13 protein-coding genes, 1 tRNA gene, 2 rRNA genes and 1 pseudogene are annotated in these 17,504 nt (G+C 55.3%); 2 read left to right on the forward strand and 15 right to left on the reverse strand.

Annotated features, from left to right (window positions below; translation table 11 throughout):
• Positions 1-234 precede the first annotated feature (234 nt).
• From FJD38_RS09630 to gabD, 3 genes are all read right to left on the reverse strand, one after another.
• The gene (locus FJD38_RS09630; RefSeq protein WP_146385053.1) at positions 235-1,461 is read right to left on the reverse strand and encodes an HDOD domain-containing protein; all 1,227 of its coding nucleotides are present in this window, start codon (positions 1,459-1,461) and stop codon (positions 235-237) included.
• Positions 1,462-1,606: 145 nt separating this feature from the next.
• Entirely contained in the window at positions 1,607-2,890 is a 1,284-nt protein-coding gene (gene gabT, locus FJD38_RS09635; protein WP_122785369.1) for a 4-aminobutyrate--2-oxoglutarate transaminase, read from the reverse strand.
• A gap of 175 nt (positions 2,891-3,065) precedes the next feature.
• On the reverse strand, positions 3,066-4,508 hold the full coding sequence (gene gabD / locus FJD38_RS09640) for an NADP-dependent succinate-semialdehyde dehydrogenase (RefSeq protein WP_122785370.1): 1,443 nt from the start codon (positions 4,506-4,508) through the stop codon (positions 3,066-3,068).
• Positions 4,509-4,856: 348 nt separating this feature from the next.
• Here gabD and FJD38_RS09645 point away from each other — a divergent pair.
• Positions 4,857-4,933 (forward strand) — tRNA-Arg (locus tag FJD38_RS09645).
• A gap of 257 nt (positions 4,934-5,190) precedes the next feature.
• On the opposite strand, the gene FJD38_RS09650 is transcribed toward FJD38_RS09645, so the two are convergent.
• The 8 genes from FJD38_RS09650 to FJD38_RS09685 all read right to left on the reverse strand — a co-directional run bounded on the left by FJD38_RS09650 (position 5,191) and on the right by FJD38_RS09685 (position 13,983).
• Positions 5,191-6,675, reverse strand: coding sequence for a YdgA family protein (locus tag FJD38_RS09650; protein ID WP_146385056.1), 1,485 nt, complete (start codon positions 6,673-6,675; stop codon positions 5,191-5,193).
• Positions 6,676-6,953: 278 nt separating this feature from the next.
• Positions 6,954-8,414: an efflux transporter outer membrane subunit gene (locus FJD38_RS09655; protein ID WP_146385058.1), complete on the reverse strand. Its 1,461-nt coding sequence runs from the start codon at positions 8,412-8,414 to the stop codon at positions 6,954-6,956.
• Entirely contained in the window at positions 8,411-9,313 is a 903-nt protein-coding gene (locus FJD38_RS09660) for an efflux RND transporter periplasmic adaptor subunit (RefSeq protein ID WP_146385060.1), read from the reverse strand. Before FJD38_RS09660 ends, FJD38_RS09655 begins: the two co-directional genes overlap by 4 nt.
• On the reverse strand, positions 9,310-9,519 hold the full coding sequence (locus tag FJD38_RS09665) for a DUF1656 domain-containing protein (protein ID WP_122785375.1): 210 nt from the start codon (positions 9,517-9,519) through the stop codon (positions 9,310-9,312). The genes FJD38_RS09660 and FJD38_RS09665 overlap by 4 nt, the downstream gene beginning before the upstream one ends.
• The gene (locus tag FJD38_RS09670) at positions 9,516-11,606 is read right to left on the reverse strand and encodes an FUSC family protein (protein WP_146385062.1); all 2,091 of its coding nucleotides are present in this window, start codon (positions 11,604-11,606) and stop codon (positions 9,516-9,518) included. Before FJD38_RS09670 ends, FJD38_RS09665 begins: the two co-directional genes overlap by 4 nt.
• Positions 11,603-12,034, reverse strand: coding sequence for a MarR family winged helix-turn-helix transcriptional regulator (locus FJD38_RS09675; protein ID WP_146385064.1), 432 nt, complete (start codon positions 12,032-12,034; stop codon positions 11,603-11,605). The genes FJD38_RS09670 and FJD38_RS09675 overlap by 4 nt, the downstream gene beginning before the upstream one ends.
• A 109-nt stretch (positions 12,035-12,143) precedes the next feature.
• Positions 12,144-12,389, reverse strand: a complete 246-nt coding sequence (locus tag FJD38_RS09680) for a DUF2789 domain-containing protein (protein WP_146385066.1) — start codon at positions 12,387-12,389, stop codon at positions 12,144-12,146.
• Positions 12,370-13,983, reverse strand: a complete 1,614-nt coding sequence (locus tag FJD38_RS09685) for a glycosyltransferase family 39 protein (RefSeq protein ID WP_146385068.1) — start codon at positions 13,981-13,983, stop codon at positions 12,370-12,372. The genes FJD38_RS09680 and FJD38_RS09685 overlap by 20 nt, the downstream gene beginning before the upstream one ends.
• 228 nt (positions 13,984-14,211) lie before the next feature.
• Between FJD38_RS09685 and FJD38_RS09690 the strand changes: the two genes are divergently transcribed.
• Complete coding sequence (locus tag FJD38_RS09690) at positions 14,212-14,910, forward strand: GntR family transcriptional regulator (protein WP_122785380.1); 699 nt, start codon at positions 14,212-14,214, stop codon at positions 14,908-14,910.
• A gap of 53 nt (positions 14,911-14,963) precedes the next feature.
• Here FJD38_RS09690 and FJD38_RS25115 read toward each other — a convergent pair whose 3' ends face one another.
• From FJD38_RS25115 to rrf (FJD38_RS09705), 4 genes and pseudogenes are all read right to left on the reverse strand, one after another.
• Positions 14,964-15,848 (reverse strand): methyl-accepting chemotaxis protein, encoded by an 885-nt coding sequence (locus FJD38_RS25115; RefSeq protein ID WP_411172347.1) that lies wholly within the window; start codon positions 15,846-15,848, stop codon positions 14,964-14,966.
• Positions 15,822-16,892: pseudogene (locus FJD38_RS25120) on the reverse strand (HAMP domain-containing protein); the annotation flags it as partial. The gene FJD38_RS25115 and the pseudogene FJD38_RS25120, both read right to left, overlap by 27 nt.
• Before the next feature lie 276 nt (positions 16,893-17,168).
• Positions 17,169-17,284, reverse strand: a 5S ribosomal RNA gene (rrf, locus tag FJD38_RS09700).
• 105 nt (positions 17,285-17,389) lie between these two features.
• Positions 17,390-17,504, reverse strand: a 5S ribosomal RNA gene (gene rrf / locus FJD38_RS09705).

The raw sequence follows: 17,504 nt of genomic DNA on the forward strand, positions 1-17,504 counted from the left end.
GGTAACCTTGAAGCCGCGTGCGGTCAGCGCCCTCTCCCTCTGGGAGAGGGCGCTGGTTTGGAGTGATCTTGAAGCCGCGCGCGGTCAGTCCCCCCTCCCTCTGGGAGAGGGCGCTGGTTTGGAGTGATCTTGAAGCCGCGCGCGGTCAGTCCCCTCTTCCTCTGGGAGAGGGCGCTGGTTTGGAGTGATCTTGAAGCCGCGTGCAGATCAGTCCCCTCTCCCTCTGGGAGAGGGTTAGGGTGAGGGGCTCTGCTTTTTTACCAACCGCGCCAACTCTAACGGCCCGACTTTCAACAGTCGGGCCGTTTTGCTTTCAGCAAGTGACTCAATCCCATCGTCTGACGCCAAATTGGCTACTTGAGCAGCCATACTCATGACCAGCGCCTCGCGTGAATACACTCCACCGCCCAGGTGATAGATCGCTGCGATCAATTCCCGCAACTCCAACGGCAAGCGCCAGCGCGTGCGCAATGCGGAACCATAAGCTGCAGCAAATTCGGCCAGAGACGCGTCAATCACCTGAGTGTCCAGCTCGCCACCGGCCAACTGCCATTCCTGTAAACAGCGCAACACCGCCAGATCACCAATACGGTGCAGCAGCCCGGCGTAATAACAACGTGCTTTGTCCAGATTCAGGATGCCTGCCAAGGTGCGGCCATACTCAGCTGTGCGCAGTGACACGGCCCACTGCTGCTGCGCATAGTCAGTCAGGCACGGGTCGGTCAGATAGGCGCTCTGCTTTAGCGCCAGCCCTTGTATAAGGTTCACGCTTTGCGTCGCGCCCAAGCCTTGCAAGGCCTGCCCAAGCGTCTGTGTGGGACTGGTACGGTGCCTGGCGGCGCTATTGACCGCCGCAATCAATACTGCACCGATTTGCGGATCGGTATGGGCGTACTGCTCAAGCAACCCGAGGTCCAGGCCGACAGGCCCCATGCTCTGCTTGACGACCGCGTGGACATCCACCGACAGCGGGGCACCATCGCATGACGTTCGTCGCTGTGCCAAAAACTCCTTGAGCGTCATGCCCGGGGACAGTGCGGGCACATCACACGAGACCGCTTGCCCTGCCCTCAGCAACAAGGTTTGCAGGCGAAGCGTCAAACCACTCATGTCCAACGGTTTGGTCAGGTAGGCCGTCGGTGCCAAGGGCAAAGCTTCACGCACACTGGCGCTGTCACTGCGCTCACTCAGCAAAATAAAAGGCTGGAGAGGACTGCGACGCAGTTGGCGAACCCTGCGCAATAAATCCAGCCCGCCAATGCCCGGTAATTTGCCGTCAGCTATGACCAGGTCGTAGGTTTTTTGCTTCAAGAGCGTCAGTGCTTGCGGACCTTCCTGGCACACATCCAGCTGCGCATCGCAGCGCACACTCAACACCATCTGTTTAAGCAAATCGCAAGTCCAAGGGTCTGGCTCGGCAATCAGCACGCTCGGCACCGCCAGTGAATCTACAGCTGTCATCGAGTTTGCTCCCGGCGTAATGCCTGCACCTTAGTCAAAGGGAGCGCGCGCTGGTAGAAAAAATACGTAAATGAATCGCCCAAACCAAAAAAAACCGCCGAAGCGGTTTTTTTTGTCTATCGAGTCACAATTCAGGCATCAGGACTCACGCCAGCTCAGCGAAGCACTCTTCGATGATTGCCAGGCCTTTATCCAGTTGCTCGTCGGGCGAAGTCAACGGCACCAACACTCGCAGGACGTTGCCGTAAGGGCCGCACGACAGCAGGATCAAGCCTTTCTCACGCGCTTTAGCGACAACTTGAGCCACTGCAGCGGCGTTTGGCTTATGCGAATCACCGCCTTCAAACAGCTCGACCGCGATCATCGCGCCCAATGCACGCACATCACCGATAACCGGGTACTTGGCCTGAATAGCCTTAAGACCCGTGACCAAGCGCTCGCCGACCGCTTTGCAGCGATCCAGCAGGTGCTCTTCTTCAAACACTTCAAGCACGGCCAACGCAGCGGCGCAGGCAATCGGGCTGCCGGCATACGTGCCACCCAGACCGCCCGGAGCGATAGCGTCCATGAGCTCTGTCTTGCCGCACACACCGGCCAGCGGGAAGCCACCCGCGATGGATTTGGCGAAAGTGGTCAGGTCGGCGGTAACGCCCATCTGTTCCATGGCGAAGAAAGTGCCCGTACGGCCAGCACCTGTTTGTACTTCGTCAGCAATCAGCAGGATGCCGTGCTTGTCACACAGTTCGCGCAATCGGGCCATGAACGCTTTCGGTGCCACGTAGAAACCACCTTCGCCCTGCACAGGCTCGATGATGATGGCGGCGATGTCTTTAGGCTCGGCGTCGTTTTTGAAAATACGCTCGATGCTGGCGATCGAATCGTCAACGCTGATGCCGTGTAGCTCACACGGGTACAACGCGCGGAAGATGCCGCCGGGCATCAGGCCCATGCCAGCCGAGTACGGCACGACTTTGCCAGTCAGGCCCAGGGTCATCATGGTGCGACCGTGGTAAGCGCCGGTAAAGGCAATCACGCCAGCGCGGCCAGTGGCAGCACGGGCGATTTTCACGGCATTTTCTACCGCTTCCGAACCCGTGGTCACCAGCAGCGTTTTCTTGTCGAAATTGCCCGGCACTTTGGCGTTAATTTTTTCGCACAGCTCAACGTACGGTTCGTAAGCCAGAACCTGGAAGCAGGTGTGAGTCAACTTGGTCAGTTGCTCTTGCACGGCCGCGATGATTTTCGGGTGCAAGTGACCGGTGTTCAGTACGGCAATACCGCCCGCAAAGTCGATGAACTCACGACCTTCAACGTCGGTTACCGTGGCGTTCTTTGCCGACTCGGCGAAGATCGGGTGAATTTGGCCAACACCGCGTGGTACAGCAGCTTCACGGCGTTTCATCAGAGATGCGTTGGTCTTGTTGCTCATGATGTCCTCATTCGCCGCGTATCACGCGGCGTGGTTCAAGTCTGACGCGCCTAAGTCACAGCCTTGCCAGCATTCGATGATCGACTGGCATGGCGCACCCGGCCACAAAAGTTAACGATTTGAAGCACAGAGGGGGCATCGCTCTCGTACCCCTTCTGCTGAACCACCCGCCGGATTAGATGCTCAGGCAGAGATATTTGATTTCCAGATAGTCTTCGATGCCGTACTTGGAGCCTTCACGGCCCAGGCCCGACGCCTTGATACCGCCGAAAGGTGCCACTTCGTTGGAGATCAGGCCGGTGTTCACACCCACCATCCCGTATTCAAGGGCTTCGGCTACACGGAACACACGGCTCATGTCGCGTGCATAGAAGTAGGATGCCAGACCGAACTCGGTGTCGTTGGCCATCGCGATCACTTCAGCTTCGTCTGTGAAGCGGAACAGCGGCGCCAGCGGGCCAAAGGTTTCTTCCTTCGCGACGGCGGCGTTTTTCGGCACATTGATCAGAATGGTCGGCTCAAAGAAACTGCCTTCCAGGCTGTTGCCGCCAGTCAGCACGGTTGCACCTTTACTTACGGCGTCAGCGATATGTTCTTTGACTTTGGCCACAGCCTTGTCGTCAATCAGCGGACCGGTCGTGGTGCCTTCTTCAAGACCGTTACCGATCTTCAATTTAGCCACAGCCACTTTCAGCTTCTCGGCGAACGCGTCATATACACCGTCTTGAATGTACAGACGGTTGGCGCATACGCAGGTCTGGCCGTTGTTACGGTATTTGGAAATGATCGCGCCTTCGACGGCCTTATCCAGGTCAGCGTCGTCGAACACGATAAACGGCGCGTTGCCGCCCAGCTCCAGCGACACTTTCTTAATGTCTTTGGCGCATTCAGCCATCAACTGGCGACCGATTTCGGTCGAGCCGGTGAAGGACAATTTACGCACGATCGGGTTGCTGGTCAGCTCGCCGCCGATGTCGCCAGCGCTGCCGGTGACAACACTCAATACGCCTTTTGGAATACCGGCACGGTGCGCCAGCTCAACCAGTGCCAGTGCCGAGAACGGGGTTTGCGAAGCCGGCTTGATCACCATGGTGCAGCCTGCCGCCAACGCGGGGCCGGCTTTACGAGTGATCATGGCCGCCGGGAAATTCCACGGTGTGATAGCCGCGGTAACGCCGATTGGTTGCTTGATCACGATCAGGCGCTTGTCCGGCTGATGGCCCGGGATAACATCGCCATAAATGCGCTTGGCTTCTTCGGCGAACCACTCGATAAACGAGGCCGCGTACACGATTTCGCCTTTGGCTTCGGCCAGCGGCTTGCCTTGTTCGAGCGTCATCAGGCGGCCTAGATCGTCCTGGTTCTCGATCAGCAGCTCAAACCAGCGACGCAGCTTGGTCGCACGCTCTTTGGCGGTCAGTGCACGCCAGGCAGGCAGTGCATTGTCTGCGGCTTCAATGGCGCGACGGGTTTCAGCAGCACCCATTTTTGGCACCGTACCGATAATTTCACCGGTCGCCGGATTGTTGACCTTGATCGTCTGACCACCGTCCGCGTCTACCCAGGCACCATCAATGTAGGCTTGCTGGCGGAACAACTGTGCGTCTTTGAGCTGCATGTGGGCTTTCCTTAACAGCACCGCGCGGGCGCGGAGCGAATTATTGAGAGTAGAAAGGCGCCATGGAAGGCTGCCGTCAGGAAGTCATTCACTTACCAAAGTATCTGGAAAACGCACAGGACGTTAGGCGTTCGGCTCAGCACTCAGACAAGATCGTTTGAAATCTCAAACGAATCCTAGGGACAAAGGGGGTAAAGGACAATAGCCTGTTCGAAAAAAAGAACAACCGAGGGCTTTATACCGTTTTGGCTCTTGTCGCCATTAATAGCCTATAACAGGCGAGGAAACACCCGACGAATCAGCGGCATGGACGGGCGGCACGCAGATGAGTATCATGGCGCCCGCGTCGCACCAGTAGCTCAGCTGGATAGAGTACTGCCCTCCGAAGGCAGTGGTCGTGGGTTCGAATCCCGCCTGGTGCACCATCTTCTTTCCCTTGTCCAAGGGACTCGCGTCAAACACCCTGCTCTGCTCCATGCCGTATCTGGCAGCGCTTGTCTGTGGGTAATTGAAAACGACTGCACCGCCAGCCCTGGAAGACCTGTGCCTGCCCTTTGCGTGCAAGCAACTCCACCTGATGTAGCGGATTGAAAGATTTCTCGAGTTGCCGTCGATCGCAGACTTCGAACGTCGTCAGCGACTACAAACCTTCAGGCCTGTAGCCGCTGACAAACACCGCTAATTACTCTTGAACGTTCATGCCACCAAAACGGTTCATCATGGCGGCGATAAACTCCTCAAGGCTCATTTTCTGACCATTTAAATCCACTTTGCCTGCGGCATAGTTGAGGGAGGCAAGAATGTTGGCACCTTCCACTTTTGCCAGCCCGCTCTGTACGGCCAGGACACCTGCCGTTTCACTGTTCAGTTGCGCCATTTCGACAATGGTATGTGGGTCGGTTTGCCCGTCTAGCTGTGCTTCAACAGCCGACAAATCCGCAATCATCGGTTTGGACAATTGCAACTTGGCGTCCAGTGATGTCACCAGTTGCTTAACCAGTTCAATAGGCGGTTGTTCGAACGTGGCCGGCTTGGCCAGGCTCACAGCAACATTGAACTGGCTTTCGCCATTGGCCGTTTTAAAGGTCAGGTTTTCCAACGCCAGTTGAGGCTTGGCATCCAACATTTTTTCGATGTCGGCTTGCATCTGTATTTGTTCAGCCGGGGTTAACTGCGCCACGGGTAATGTGCCATCGGCGTGCGGCTGGAACTTGGTCTGGTAGATCTGCAAAAGCGATTGCATGGCCGGAATATCCACGCTACTGGCCGTCATGACCATTTTCGCGCTGCCGACAGGTTTGCCGTCCAGTGTGATGTCACCGACGTTGTAGGCCAGACGCCCGGACAACAGGCTGCCTTTGGCAGACGCCGAGCCTGCGTATTCAAAGCCTTTGATCTTGGCCACCGATTGGCGTTCACCAAAGGTCAGTTGGCCTTCGCTCAGCTCCAGAATGTTTTGCCCAAGATAGAAGCCATAAGGGCTTTTATTAAGGTCGCTGGCCAGGGTCAGCCCATTGAGCTCCACCAGTACAGGGGGTTTATCTGCTGAAACGGCATGGACTTTGAGATGATCCATGTAGCCTTTAGCTTTAATGTTTTGCCCATCGGCATCGGACTGGGCGTCCATGGTCAAGCCCGAAAAGCTGAGGCTGGTGTTTTCATCCAGAGCCAGCTCAAGGGGCAACATCTCCGTATGGGCGTCAACCGAGCGGTTGTAGCCCAGCGTGACCTGGCCTTGAAGCGGAGACTGATCTTTGGCAGCGTTAAACCATTTTTCAGTGGAGGGTGTTTTTTCCAGCGAATAGTTGCTGGTCGCCATCACTGGCATCCACTTGAACGTCTTGATGCGAGACCACGGCAACGGACCGTGCTCAATGTGGTCGACAAACTGCATGACCAGCGGCTGCGCATCTGCGCCCGCGGATTCGTCCTGGATGTTCACACGGTACTGCGCGGTGCTGCTATATAACCCGCGATCAATGGAAACCAATTCGACAGTGGCGCGGGTCGCGGTGCCTTTGAGCTGCGTGGCAAGCGCTTGATTGCCCTGCTCAATAGAAGTCTTGAGTACGCCCTCAAGCTTGGAGCCTGTGTACCAAGCGCCAGCCGTATTAAGGGCCCCTGCGACGACAACAATTCCTACCAGTACGCCTAATGGTTTATTCATCAATTGACCCGTTCAATGTCCGTTGTGTTGAAAGATATGCGGTCTTGTTGGGCCCCTCATGGGCCAAAAAGTGGCTGCAGGTTAACACTGCAAAGAACGTTTGAACGATGACAGCTGCTTCACCTGGTAGACGCAAGGCAGCCCCCGCCTCATGGAAGTGACGGGGCAAACTCAGAAGGGTGGCGCTTCAGGCGTACACCAGGTCGCTCAAATCACGAGCACAGAAGTCTATTCCTACAGAATTTAGAGAAATGTCTGAACCAGCACACTGAAACAACTCACGGCTTAGCTTGAGTCGCAGTTGAATGTGGGCCCTGTGGCTTTTGCGCTGACTCCCATCCGCCTCCCAGCGCCAGGAACAGATCAATCTGGCTCATGGCGACTTGGGTGTTGGCCGCTGCCAATTGAGCTTTCACGTCGGTGTAGGTGCGGGTGGCTTGCAGGTCGGCGAGAAACGATTCTCGCCCGGCCTGATAGAACTGACGGGTTTGCTCGGCCGCTGTTCTCGCCGACTCATCCGCTTCAGCCAGCGCATCTCGGCGCTGCAGCAAAGCGGTGTACTGGACGAGGCTGGTCTGGGTTTCGCGGATGGCGTTAAGCACCACGCCGTCAAATTTGGCCAGTGCAGCTTGAGTGGCCGCTTCTGCCTCTCGAATCCGCGCCCGCGAGCCGTTGGTCGGGATGGTCCAGCTCAGCAACGGGCCAAATCCCCAGCGATTGGTCGGTGCAGTACCTAGATTGTCGATAATCCCGACGGTGCCTATGCTCGCACCGATGCTGATGTCCGGGTACAAGGCGCCGGTGGCTACGCCAATCTGGGCGGTGGCGGCGGCGAGATGGCGCTCAGCCTGACGCACATCAGGGCGGCGTTTGAGCAGTGCCGCGCCATCACCCACGGGCAGTAATTGACCGATGTGTGGCAGTTCGGCGCAAGTGGCCACGCCAGCCGGAAGTTGGTCGAGCGGCTTGGCCAGAAGCATTGATAAGCGGAACAGGCCCGACTGTCGCATGGCTTGATAGCGCGGCAGTTCAGCACGCAGGGATCTGAATTGAGTTTCTGAACGTGTTACTTGGGTTTCGTCTCCACGCCCCGCGTCGCGCAGGCGCTGAGTCAGGGTTGTGCTTTGTGACTGGAGGCGTAATGACTCTTCAGCGATTTCACGTTCTTCATTGGCCGAACACACTTGTGTATACGCCCGCACAACATCGGCCACCACGGTGATACGTGCCGTGTCCGCTGCCGCCTGAGTGGCATCGGCATTGGCCTGAGCGGCTTCTATACCGCGCTGAAACGTACCCCACAGGTCGAACTGATAGGAGGTGCTGATGCCCAGATCGCCAACGTTGGCCACGGGCACTTTGTCTGCGAGCAAGAACGCTTCACCCGACTCCTGCAAGCGTTGCGCACCCGCCTTCACGGAACCACTCCAGCCGCCCGCCGACTGCGCTTGCTCAACCTGAGCCCGCGCGCGCAACAAGTTGGCTGCGGCTACGCGTAAATCGGTGTTGGAGGCCATGGCCTCGCGCACTAACGCGTTCAGCGTCGGGTCTTGGTAGAGTTTCCACCAGTCGTTCGGAACGGGGGCTGACACTACATTATCGCCCTCGCCCGCCAACTCGCCCTGCAAGTCCGGGCGCTGCACCGCCGAATCTTTGGGCAGTTGGTAATCCGGCCCGAGTAATTGACAACCTGACAGCAGTAACCCCAACCCTACGGCCGCCAGGTGTACAGCTTTCATTGCGCAGCCTCCTGCGCAGGCTTGGCGTCGGGAGCGTCATCGATGATCGACACAGTTGCCGTACGCCCGGCGATCATGCGGAAATCTTCAGGCACATCATCAAACGCAATACGCACCGGGATTCGTTGCGCCAGCCGTACCCAACTGAAAGCAGGGTTAACGTTGGGCAGTAGATTTTGGCCGCTGGTACGGTCACGGTCTTCTATGCCCGCCACAATGCTTTCGACATGGCCGCGAAGGCGAGCATTGTCGCCCATTACCCGAATATCAACGCGCTGGCCGACATGGATGCCTTCAAGCTTGGTTTCTTCAAAGTAACCATCGATATGAAACGAACTGCTGTCGACGATCGACAGAACAGGTCGTCCGGCAGTAACGAACTCATTGAGCCGGGGGGCGCGGTCATTGACGTAGCCATCAACCGGACTGCGTACCACTGTGCGCTCAAGGTTGAGTTTGGCACTGTCCACTGCAACCTGAGCCTCGGTCAGAGCCGCCTGTGCACGCATTTCTCGGGACTGGCTCTCTTCAAGACTCTCGCGGGAGACCAGATTGCCCAGGCCTCGATTACGCCGGCTTTCGCGCTGCGCCTGCGCCAGTGTTTCCTTGCGGTCAGCCTCGGTCGCTTCTGCTTGACGCAAGGCCAACTTGAAGCGCTCCTGATCGATGACAAACAATACTTGATCGCGGATCACGGGCTGGTTGTCGCGCACATCCACCTGTTTGATCAGGCCTGACACATCAGGCGCAATTTGCACCACGTCAGCACGGATATGACCATCGCGGGTCCAGGGGGCAAACATGTAATACATTGTCATGCGCCAGACCACGACGCAGGCAAACGCGACCACCAATAAGGTGAGAACGACGCGGCCCAAGGTCAATACAGGTTTTTTCATGTCATTAGGTATCGACTAAACGAATCTACAACGCCGAGCAGCAGAGCGTAGAGACCGACGTTGAATAAAGCCCGGTGCCAGACCAGGCGGTAAAAGTGCACACGCGTGAGTACTGCGTGGATCAGCAAAAACAGTAAATACGTGATGCCCATCAACACCAGAAGCGTCGGCAGAAACACCCCGCTGATATCTACCTCACCGATCATAGCGGCGCTCCATCCAGGCCAGGGTTGTGGGGTTGAGGCAGGTTGTCTTGGTCGACGATGAATTCAACACCCGGCAAGAGCGCCAGACGCAACCCACTCAGCGCATGAAGCAAGTGCACCCGTGCATCACCTTCGTCTTGCAGGTCATGAATATTCAGTGCCCGGCGGGTACGCTCCAGAGTCATTTGCAGGTCAGTGGGCATAGACAAGCGCTCGCCGGCCTTGAGGCAAGCGCTGAAGTATTCGCCGACTTCATGCACCACCTGGCTCAACAAGCGTCGTGGCTCGCCACTGACTCGCGGCGAATAGGCGAGCAAGTCCAGCACATTGAGTGCCACCCTCAGGTCGCGCAGGGCACTGCCTGTGTCTTGGCCGGTCAAGGCCAGTCGCGGCAGGTGCTGCATCAGGCGATCAAGCATTTGCGCGCCCATGTGCCGGTGCTCGGCTAAAGTCGCAGGGCGGGTCAGCATGACGATATCTCGCCAACTGAAACGAGTCAGGCGCTTAGCCGCCAGTTCGGCACCAAACGGGCGAGCAATCAAGGTCCAGATGAAAGCGAACAGCAAACCAATGGGCCCAGCTAGGTTTGCGTTCATAAACACCAGAAAGTCAGCATCGTAAGCGCCCTGGATGCTGATAAACGACGCCGTATTGACAATGGTCAGCAGGGTGCCCAGGTAGAAACGCGGTTGTACGGTCAGTGTGCCGACACAGATGAACGGCACAGCAAATGCCAGCACCAGCATGGGGAAGTCATGCAGGTTGGGCAGGATGACGAACAAATACAGACTGGCGAATACGACTGACAACGAGGTCCAGAAAAAGAACCGGTAAATCTGGGGTGCGGGGTCGTCCATCGCAGCAAAAAAACTACAGGCAACGGCGGCCAGAATGACGGCACTGGCGCCATCGGACCAGCCGAGCAATATCCACAACACCGAGGCGACCACAATCGCGGTCACGGTTGAAAAGGCCGAATAGAGCATCAGGCCACGGTCAAGGAACGGTGTCAGACGGCCCAGCCGCCAATGTCGGTAAACCGCTCGCCAAGGCGTCTGGCTGCCGGTGGCGATCGCATGCTGAAGGCTGCGGCAGTCTTGCCATAAATCGATCCACTCCCCCAGTCGATAGAGCACGTTGGAGAAAACCAGCTGGCGTCGTTCATCCAAGGCTTCAGCGCTGGGCTGCAGCAGCTCCAGTTCATGACGCAAGGCCTTCCAGGCTTCGACCGGGGCGCCCTCTTGAGTGCTTTCAAGCCAGTCCCGGGTTTTAGCCAACAGTGGCTCAATTCTATCCTGTTGCTCAGGGGTACGACGCTCCAATGCATACAAGGCATCATCCAGTGCGTCGACCACTGGCAATAAATGGATCATGCGTCCGCGCAGTTCTTTGGTGTTGCGCACGGTTTGCGGCAAGGCGCCTTCGTGGGGCAGTTGACCAATCATCAACTCCAGACTGTTGAAGGTTGCCACCATTGAGGAACGTAGACCGCTGGCTCTGGCGGGGTCTACATCACGAGCCAGAAAGTGTTTGCTGTAGTGGGCGGCGTCGTTCAGCCAACGAGTTGCAGCATCGACAAACACAGGCGCCAGACGCCGCGGCCAAAACATGCTGCCGACAACGGCAGCACACACAATACCGAGCATGATCTCTTCGGTTCGCGAAACAGCAATGTCGAATACATTTAGCGGGTTATCCACAATCGGCAAGGCGATCATGGGCATGGTGTAGCCCGCGAGCATAAAAATATAGCTGTTGGCCGTGCGCAGGTGCAGCGACAAGAACAGCAAAATGCCCGTCCAAAGCGCGATCACCAGCACCAGCAAAAAGGGGGTTTGTACAAATAATGGAACAAAAAATACGGCGGCCGCGGCGCCAATCAGCGTCCCCAGCGCCCGGTAGATCGCTTTAGAACTCGTCGGCCCGACAAAGGGGCTGGAGACAATGTAAACCGTCGCCATGGCCCAGTACGGGCGCGGCATTTCCATCCATAAAGCGATATACAGCGCGAGCATTGACGCGGCAAAGGTGCGCGTACCGTAAAACCAGTCACGAGCAGGCGGCAAACTGCTGAAAAAACCGCTCAAGATGATGCTCGATCAGGCAACTGACCTGTCGCCTCGAAGGCTTTGATTACACGTAATGCTGCTTCTTGGTCTGCCACAGAAACTCCAGCCAACGCCATGCGTCGCAATTCTACGAGTTGCGCTTCAATCGCCTGTGCCACTGCACGACCGGTGTCGGTCAGGCTCAGGGATTTGGCTCGGCGATCGCTTGCGTCTTCATTGCGCACTACGTAGCCGGCCCTGCACAACTGATCGAGCAGGCGTACCAGTGAAGGGCTTTCCATGCCGGCCGCCTGGGCCACAGTGACTTGGCGCACGCCCTCACCCAAGCGGCCGATGATCAACAGCGGCATCGCACAGGCTTCGGTAATCCCGTAATTAAGCAGCGTGGTCTGGCAGACGCGACGCCAATGACGCGCCGCAACCACCATACCGGAGCTGATATTCATTTGAAGCAGATCAAGAGTGTCTGGCAAGAGGCATCGCATAATGTTAGTTGGCTAACTATTATTATTGGGGTGCCAAATGATAACAGTCAAGTGTTGCTGGTTATTTCTGTTACTCAATTTTGGGTTTTACGTGCAATCGCTCATTTAGCTCATCGACCGGAATCGCCCATTCGGCATCTGCCTTGAGCTGCTCCGTCAAAAAATCCCGTTGACTTGGGCTCCAAAATTTAGCGTCTACCAATTTAACGCCGTCAGGCATCAGATTTGCCTCGATAAACTCCTCTATCTCAGCATCGGATGACGGCAGGCCAAGTTGGTCGAACAGAAGGTTGATGCTAGGGATTGGCTCTTGCATGGGAGGGTCTCCAGTCAGGTGGGGCGCAGTCAGCGCCAGTGCAGGTCAAATATAGTCGAGCCTGCGTATCATCGACTGTTATGTCCTGCGCTTTGTTCCAACGGGCCGGAATCGAACTGAAATCATCAGGCTGAACGCTGCTGCTAATCAGCCAGACGCGCGCTGTTTGCGAGGGTAAATCAGTCAGATGGTCAATGTAGATTCTGGCTGCATCTGCGTTCACCAATGTGCCAAAACCGTAATCGTTTGGCCGCCCTGATGAGCCGTCCGCCATGGGCGGCGTGTACAGCATGGGGGTTGCCCCAGTCTTGTTGTAATAGAGATAACTGAAATACCAGAACAGATCGCTGACTACGATCTTGTCGCCCGGCAAGAACTGCTGATTGACGTGACGAACCAAGCGGTCGAAATGATCAGCCTCACTGGAGAAATTACTGTGCAGGCCAGCAAGCTCAGTCCCTACAAAGAGGGTCAGTACAGCGATGGCCAATACCCGGCTGCGCTTGTACACGCGATCAATAACTATCGCGACAATCATCGGTATGCCCAGCGCAGCAAACATCACATAGCGCTCGATAAACAACGGCGAGACAAACGATACGGCGTAAATCGCCAGAATGGGCAGCAGGGTATAGATCACGATCAGGATGATGAATTTGTGCGGTGTCGAATCTCGCATCGCCAACCACACAGCACCCGCCATTAGCGCAAAGGGGGCAAACCAGAACAGGGGCCAAGGCAGATCATCGCCTTCGCTCTGAATTAGCAGCTGCCAGATCATGCCGGGTAAAGAGTGCGAATCGACCTCGGGCTCCCAACCCACATCACCGCCGCTTTTGAGTTCGTCCACGTGGTGAAGCAAATCCCACAATCCGGGGAGCCAGGGCAGGAACAACAGCACGATGGCGGTATTGGCGAGCCACCAGGCTGGGCGTTTGATCAAGTAGCCGGTATGGCGGGCAGTGAGCGACAGATACAGCCAATGAGCCATTACACAGAAGGCCGTGAAGTAATGGGCATAAAAGCCTGCGGCCATTAACACGCAGTAAATAACCAGGAAACGCTTTTTGTGCGGGGCTTTAACCCAGTACATCAGCGCAATTGTGGCGGCTATCAACCAAAAACCCATGAGTGAGTACATCCTCACCTCTTGGCTATAGCGCACTGCGGTCGGCAACAACGCCAATAGAAATCCTGCCAGTAACGCGACCGGTTGTGGCGCAACCAGCCGCACCAGCCACATCCCCAGCACAACCGTGGCTATGCCGGGTAATACGCTCAAAGTGCGAATCGATGCAAGGCTATCGCCGAACAGCATTATCCAGCCGTGCAACAGCATGAAATAGAGCGGTGGATGCACATCATGTGCCGCGTGCTCCCAAATACCTGTAAGCGGGTAATTGCTCAATATCAGGCTGGAAGCTTCGTCACACCAAATCGCAGAGGTGGTGGAACCATAAAAACGCACAGTGCAGGCCAGTAATAAAATACCCCACAACATGGGCTGGCGAATCAGTGTGCCCAACACACCTGTAGACAAATGAAGGTCGCGAAGCGGTGTGACGAGTACATCGTTACGGCTGAATACGCCCATTCTTCACCTGTTAAATAGAGCTGCCGACTGGATACCTTGCCCGTTCACGATTAAAGGTCGATAGGGCCGGACTAACCCTCCAATCGAAAAAGAGAATGGCCTTATAGGGTCGCTGAACGTGGAGTAACGTTAAACTAATCGTAACAAGGTTTGACAGGGACTGGGTCAGTACCTAACGTGGATTGGATCCAAAAAGCATGTCCCAATTTCGGCATAGGTAGTCTTAACGTGGCCGTCAAAATTTCCCCGCTACATTGCCTCGACGTATCAGGTCCTATACCGGCTCATTTGGCACGATCGAACATTGAGGAGACTTTACGCACCGCCATCCTTGATGGACGACTTCCCTGCGGCACGGCCATTCGGCAAGAGGCGCTTGCAACACTATTTGGCGTCAGTCGGATGCCGGTCAGAGAAGCCTTGCGACAATTGGAGGCTCAAGGCTTGCTTCACGTCGTTCAGTACAAAGGTGCAGTGGTTGCCCCTTTGATTGCAGATGATTCGTTGCAAACCTATGAGCTGCGTTTATTGCTTGAGGCTCAAGCCATTCGATTATCGGTCCCCCTGCTCACCGAGGAAGACCTGGAGGCCGCTGATGGCCATATCGAAGCACTCGAAGTCGAAACAGATTTCGGAAAAATCGGCTTGCTCAATCGACAGTTTCACCAGGCCCTCTACTGCAAAGCTCCCAATAAGAAATTATTAGCTCTCGTTGAAGCCGGTCTTATTGAAGAAGAGCGCTTCCTACGTTTTAACCTTGAACATATGAATCTGGGGAAACTGGCTCAGGACGATCACCGGGCTTTGCTACGGCATGCCCGAGCCAGAAATGTTGAGATGTGTATTGCAGAGTTGGAACAGCACCTGCAACGCGGCGTCAACGCCATTACCCAGTATCTGAAAAGCCAGAAACCAAAACAGCCCTGACGTTGGAAGCGTCAGGGCTGTGGATAAGTATTCAACTACTGTGTGATATCACTCTAGATTTTGAAGCTGTCGACCAATTGTTTAAGCCGGCTTGCTTGCTGTGATAATGCATCGCAGTCCTTCAGAGTCTCAGTGAGGTTGACCACACCTTGCTGGTTGAGCAGATTGATCTGGTTGATATCGACGTTAAGGGTTTCGACAACCGCCGTTTGCTCTTCAGTCGCTGCTGCAACTGATTGGTTCATGCCGTCAATTTCTTCGATACGCTTGGTAACGCTGATCAACCGTGCACCGGCTTGGTTGGCCACCTCCACGCTTTCCTCACTCGAGGCCTGGCTCGCATTCATGGTACTGACGGCTTCGCGGGAACCCACTTGCAGCGAGGTGATCATTTTATGGATCTCCTCAGCCGACTCCTGAGTGCGGTGAGCCAAATTCCGGACCTCATCCGCAACCACCGCAAACCCACGTCCTGCTTCACCGGCACGCGCGGCCTCAATGGCAGCGTTGAGAGCCAGCAGGTTGGTTTGTTGAGAGATACCCTTAATCACATCCAAAATATGGCCAATATTGTCGGTACTGGCATTCAAGGTTTCGATTTGCGCACACGACTCGCTGATTTTCAGCGACAACTCAGACATGGCCAGAATGGTCTGCTCTACCACTTTGCGACCATCATCTGCCTGCTCGCTTGCACCACTGGCATGTTGCGAAGCATCAGCCGCATTGCGGGCAATTTCCTGAGTAGCAGCACCCAGTTCATTGATGGCAGCAGCAACGCTATTGGTACGTGCACTTTGTTCATCGGAGCCGATGATGGAAGCATTGGACGATGCCATAACGCGCTCGGATAAATCATGAACCTGGCGAGTTGCAGAAGACACTTCTGAAATGGATGCGTGAATACGCTCCACAAACAGATTAAACGAACCCGCCATTTCGCCGAACTCATCCTTATGTTCAATCACCAGACGCCGTGTCAGATCTCCTTCCCCGTGTGCGATGTCTTTCATGGCACGGCCCATCGTAACCAGCGGGCGCATCAACACCTTAATCAACAGACTCAAAAGCAGTGCAATGGCAGCTACCGCGATAAACATCGCAATTAATGCTGAAGTACGAAATTCGGATAGCGGTAAGTAGGCTTTATCTTTATCCAGCGATTGGCCGATGTACCAATCGGCGGATGGCAAACCTGTTACCGGCGTGAAGGAAATAATCCGTTCATGACCATTGAGCTTCACTTGCTGAATGCCCTTTTCGATCTTCAGTGAGCCGGACGGATAGATATCCTTCAGATTTTTCATAACCTGATTTTCTTCCGGGCTAACGATGATCTGACCATCACCGCTCACAAGAAATGCGTAGCCCAAGCCGCCTGAATCCACCGAGTTAATAATTTTGACCAGGCTATCCAAGCTCAGATCGCCCCCGACAACACCCAGCAACTGGCCATCTTTGTTGACGGGCATGGCAATGGTCACAATCAAACCGCCTACAGCAGCCATGTAAGGCGCAGTCAGCATAGGTTTACCGTTAGTTACCGCTTGCGTGTACCAAGGGCGCTGACGGGGGTCATATCCTTCCGGCATTTTGGCGTCTGGGCGCTGGGTAAACACACCATTGGCTTGACCGACGTAAGTGAATTGAAAGTTCGAGGTCAGCGCAGGCTGGTCGACCAATCCAGCCAGATCTGCTTGGTTACCTTGATGGCCGATATTTTGTGCCAGGTTTTCGAGTAACAAGATCCGCCCAGCCAGCCAGTTCTGAACACTGCTGGCGGTAAGGTTGCCTGCCTGTTGCACAGACTTTTCAATATTCTGATTGATGGTATTTCGCTGGAGATAGTCGTTGTACAACGTGAAAAACGCGAACGCCAGAACCACGACTCCTGAAGCGGCCAGAAGGATTTTATGGCTGAACTTTAGATTCATTTCATGGGACTTCTTATGCCGAAAGGGGGGATGCGTGAGGGAAGACATCAGATAAGGGCTCTGTACCCGATTCACACATTGCTCAATTAGGCTGTCGGCACCCACTGCGGAAAAATGAGCGGATTATCTCGGCTATTTGTAACCACCGTTTCGGCACCCTTGCCGAATCGCCTCAATAAACTGCTTACGTTAAACGTAAGGGCTAAGACCTGAGGGTTGGTGTCATTTCAGAAGAGGTGGAGGCTATGACGGAAGTTGGAGATTTTTATCTCGCAAAAAACAAAACCCCTGTCTGCGTGAGCAGACAGGGGTTTTGGAATTCAATCTTGACGATGACCTACTCTCACATGGGGAAACCCCACACTACCATCGGCGATGCATCGTTTCACTGCTGAGTTCGGGATGGGATCAGGTGGTTCCAATGCTCTATGGTCGTCAAGAAATTCGGTATCAGATCCGTTATGAAAACGTCTCTGTGAAAACTTGGGACTTCTACAAAAACAAAATCCCCGTCTGCGTGAGCAGACAGGGATTTTGGAATTTAATCTTGACGATGACCTACTCTCACATGGGGAAACCCCACACTACCATCGGCGATGCATCGTTTCACTACTGAGTTCGGGATGGGATCAGGTGGTTCCAATGCTCTATGGTCGTCAA

The sequence above is a fragment of the Pseudomonas saxonica genome (genome assembly GCF_007858365.1).
Lineage (GTDB): Bacteria > Pseudomonadota > Gammaproteobacteria > Pseudomonadales > Pseudomonadaceae > Aquipseudomonas > Aquipseudomonas saxonica.

Excerpts from the sequence above, each read along its gene's own strand:
- FJD38_RS09675 (WP_146385064.1), bottom strand. The coding sequence starts at position 12,034 with ATGAATATCAGCTCCGGTATGGTGGTTGCGGCGCGTCATTGGCGTCGC.
- gabT (WP_122785369.1), bottom strand. The coding sequence starts at position 2,890 with ATGAGCAACAAGACCAACGCATCTCTGATGAAACGCCGTGAAGCTGCT.
- FJD38_RS09685 (WP_146385068.1), bottom strand. The coding sequence starts at position 13,983 with ATGGGCGTATTCAGCCGTAACGATGTACTCGTCACACCGCTTCGCGAC.
- FJD38_RS09630 (WP_146385053.1), bottom strand. The coding sequence starts at position 1,461 with ATGACAGCTGTAGATTCACTGGCGGTGCCGAGCGTGCTGATTGCCGAG.
- FJD38_RS09655 (WP_146385058.1), bottom strand. The coding sequence starts at position 8,414 with ATGAAAGCTGTACACCTGGCGGCCGTAGGGTTGGGGTTACTGCTGTCA.
- FJD38_RS09650 (WP_146385056.1), bottom strand. The coding sequence starts at position 6,675 with ATGAATAAACCATTAGGCGTACTGGTAGGAATTGTTGTCGTCGCAGGG.
- FJD38_RS09665 (WP_122785375.1), bottom strand. The coding sequence starts at position 9,519 with ATGATCGGTGAGGTAGATATCAGCGGGGTGTTTCTGCCGACGCTTCTG.
- FJD38_RS25115 (WP_411172347.1), bottom strand. The coding sequence starts at position 15,848 with ATGGCGGGTTCGTTTAATCTGTTTGTGGAGCGTATTCACGCATCCATT.
- FJD38_RS09680 (WP_146385066.1), bottom strand. The coding sequence starts at position 12,389 with ATGCAAGAGCCAATCCCTAGCATCAACCTTCTGTTCGACCAACTTGGC.
- gabD (WP_122785370.1), bottom strand. The coding sequence starts at position 4,508 with ATGCAGCTCAAAGACGCACAGTTGTTCCGCCAGCAAGCCTACATTGAT.
- FJD38_RS09660 (WP_146385060.1), bottom strand. The coding sequence starts at position 9,313 with ATGAAAAAACCTGTATTGACCTTGGGCCGCGTCGTTCTCACCTTATTG.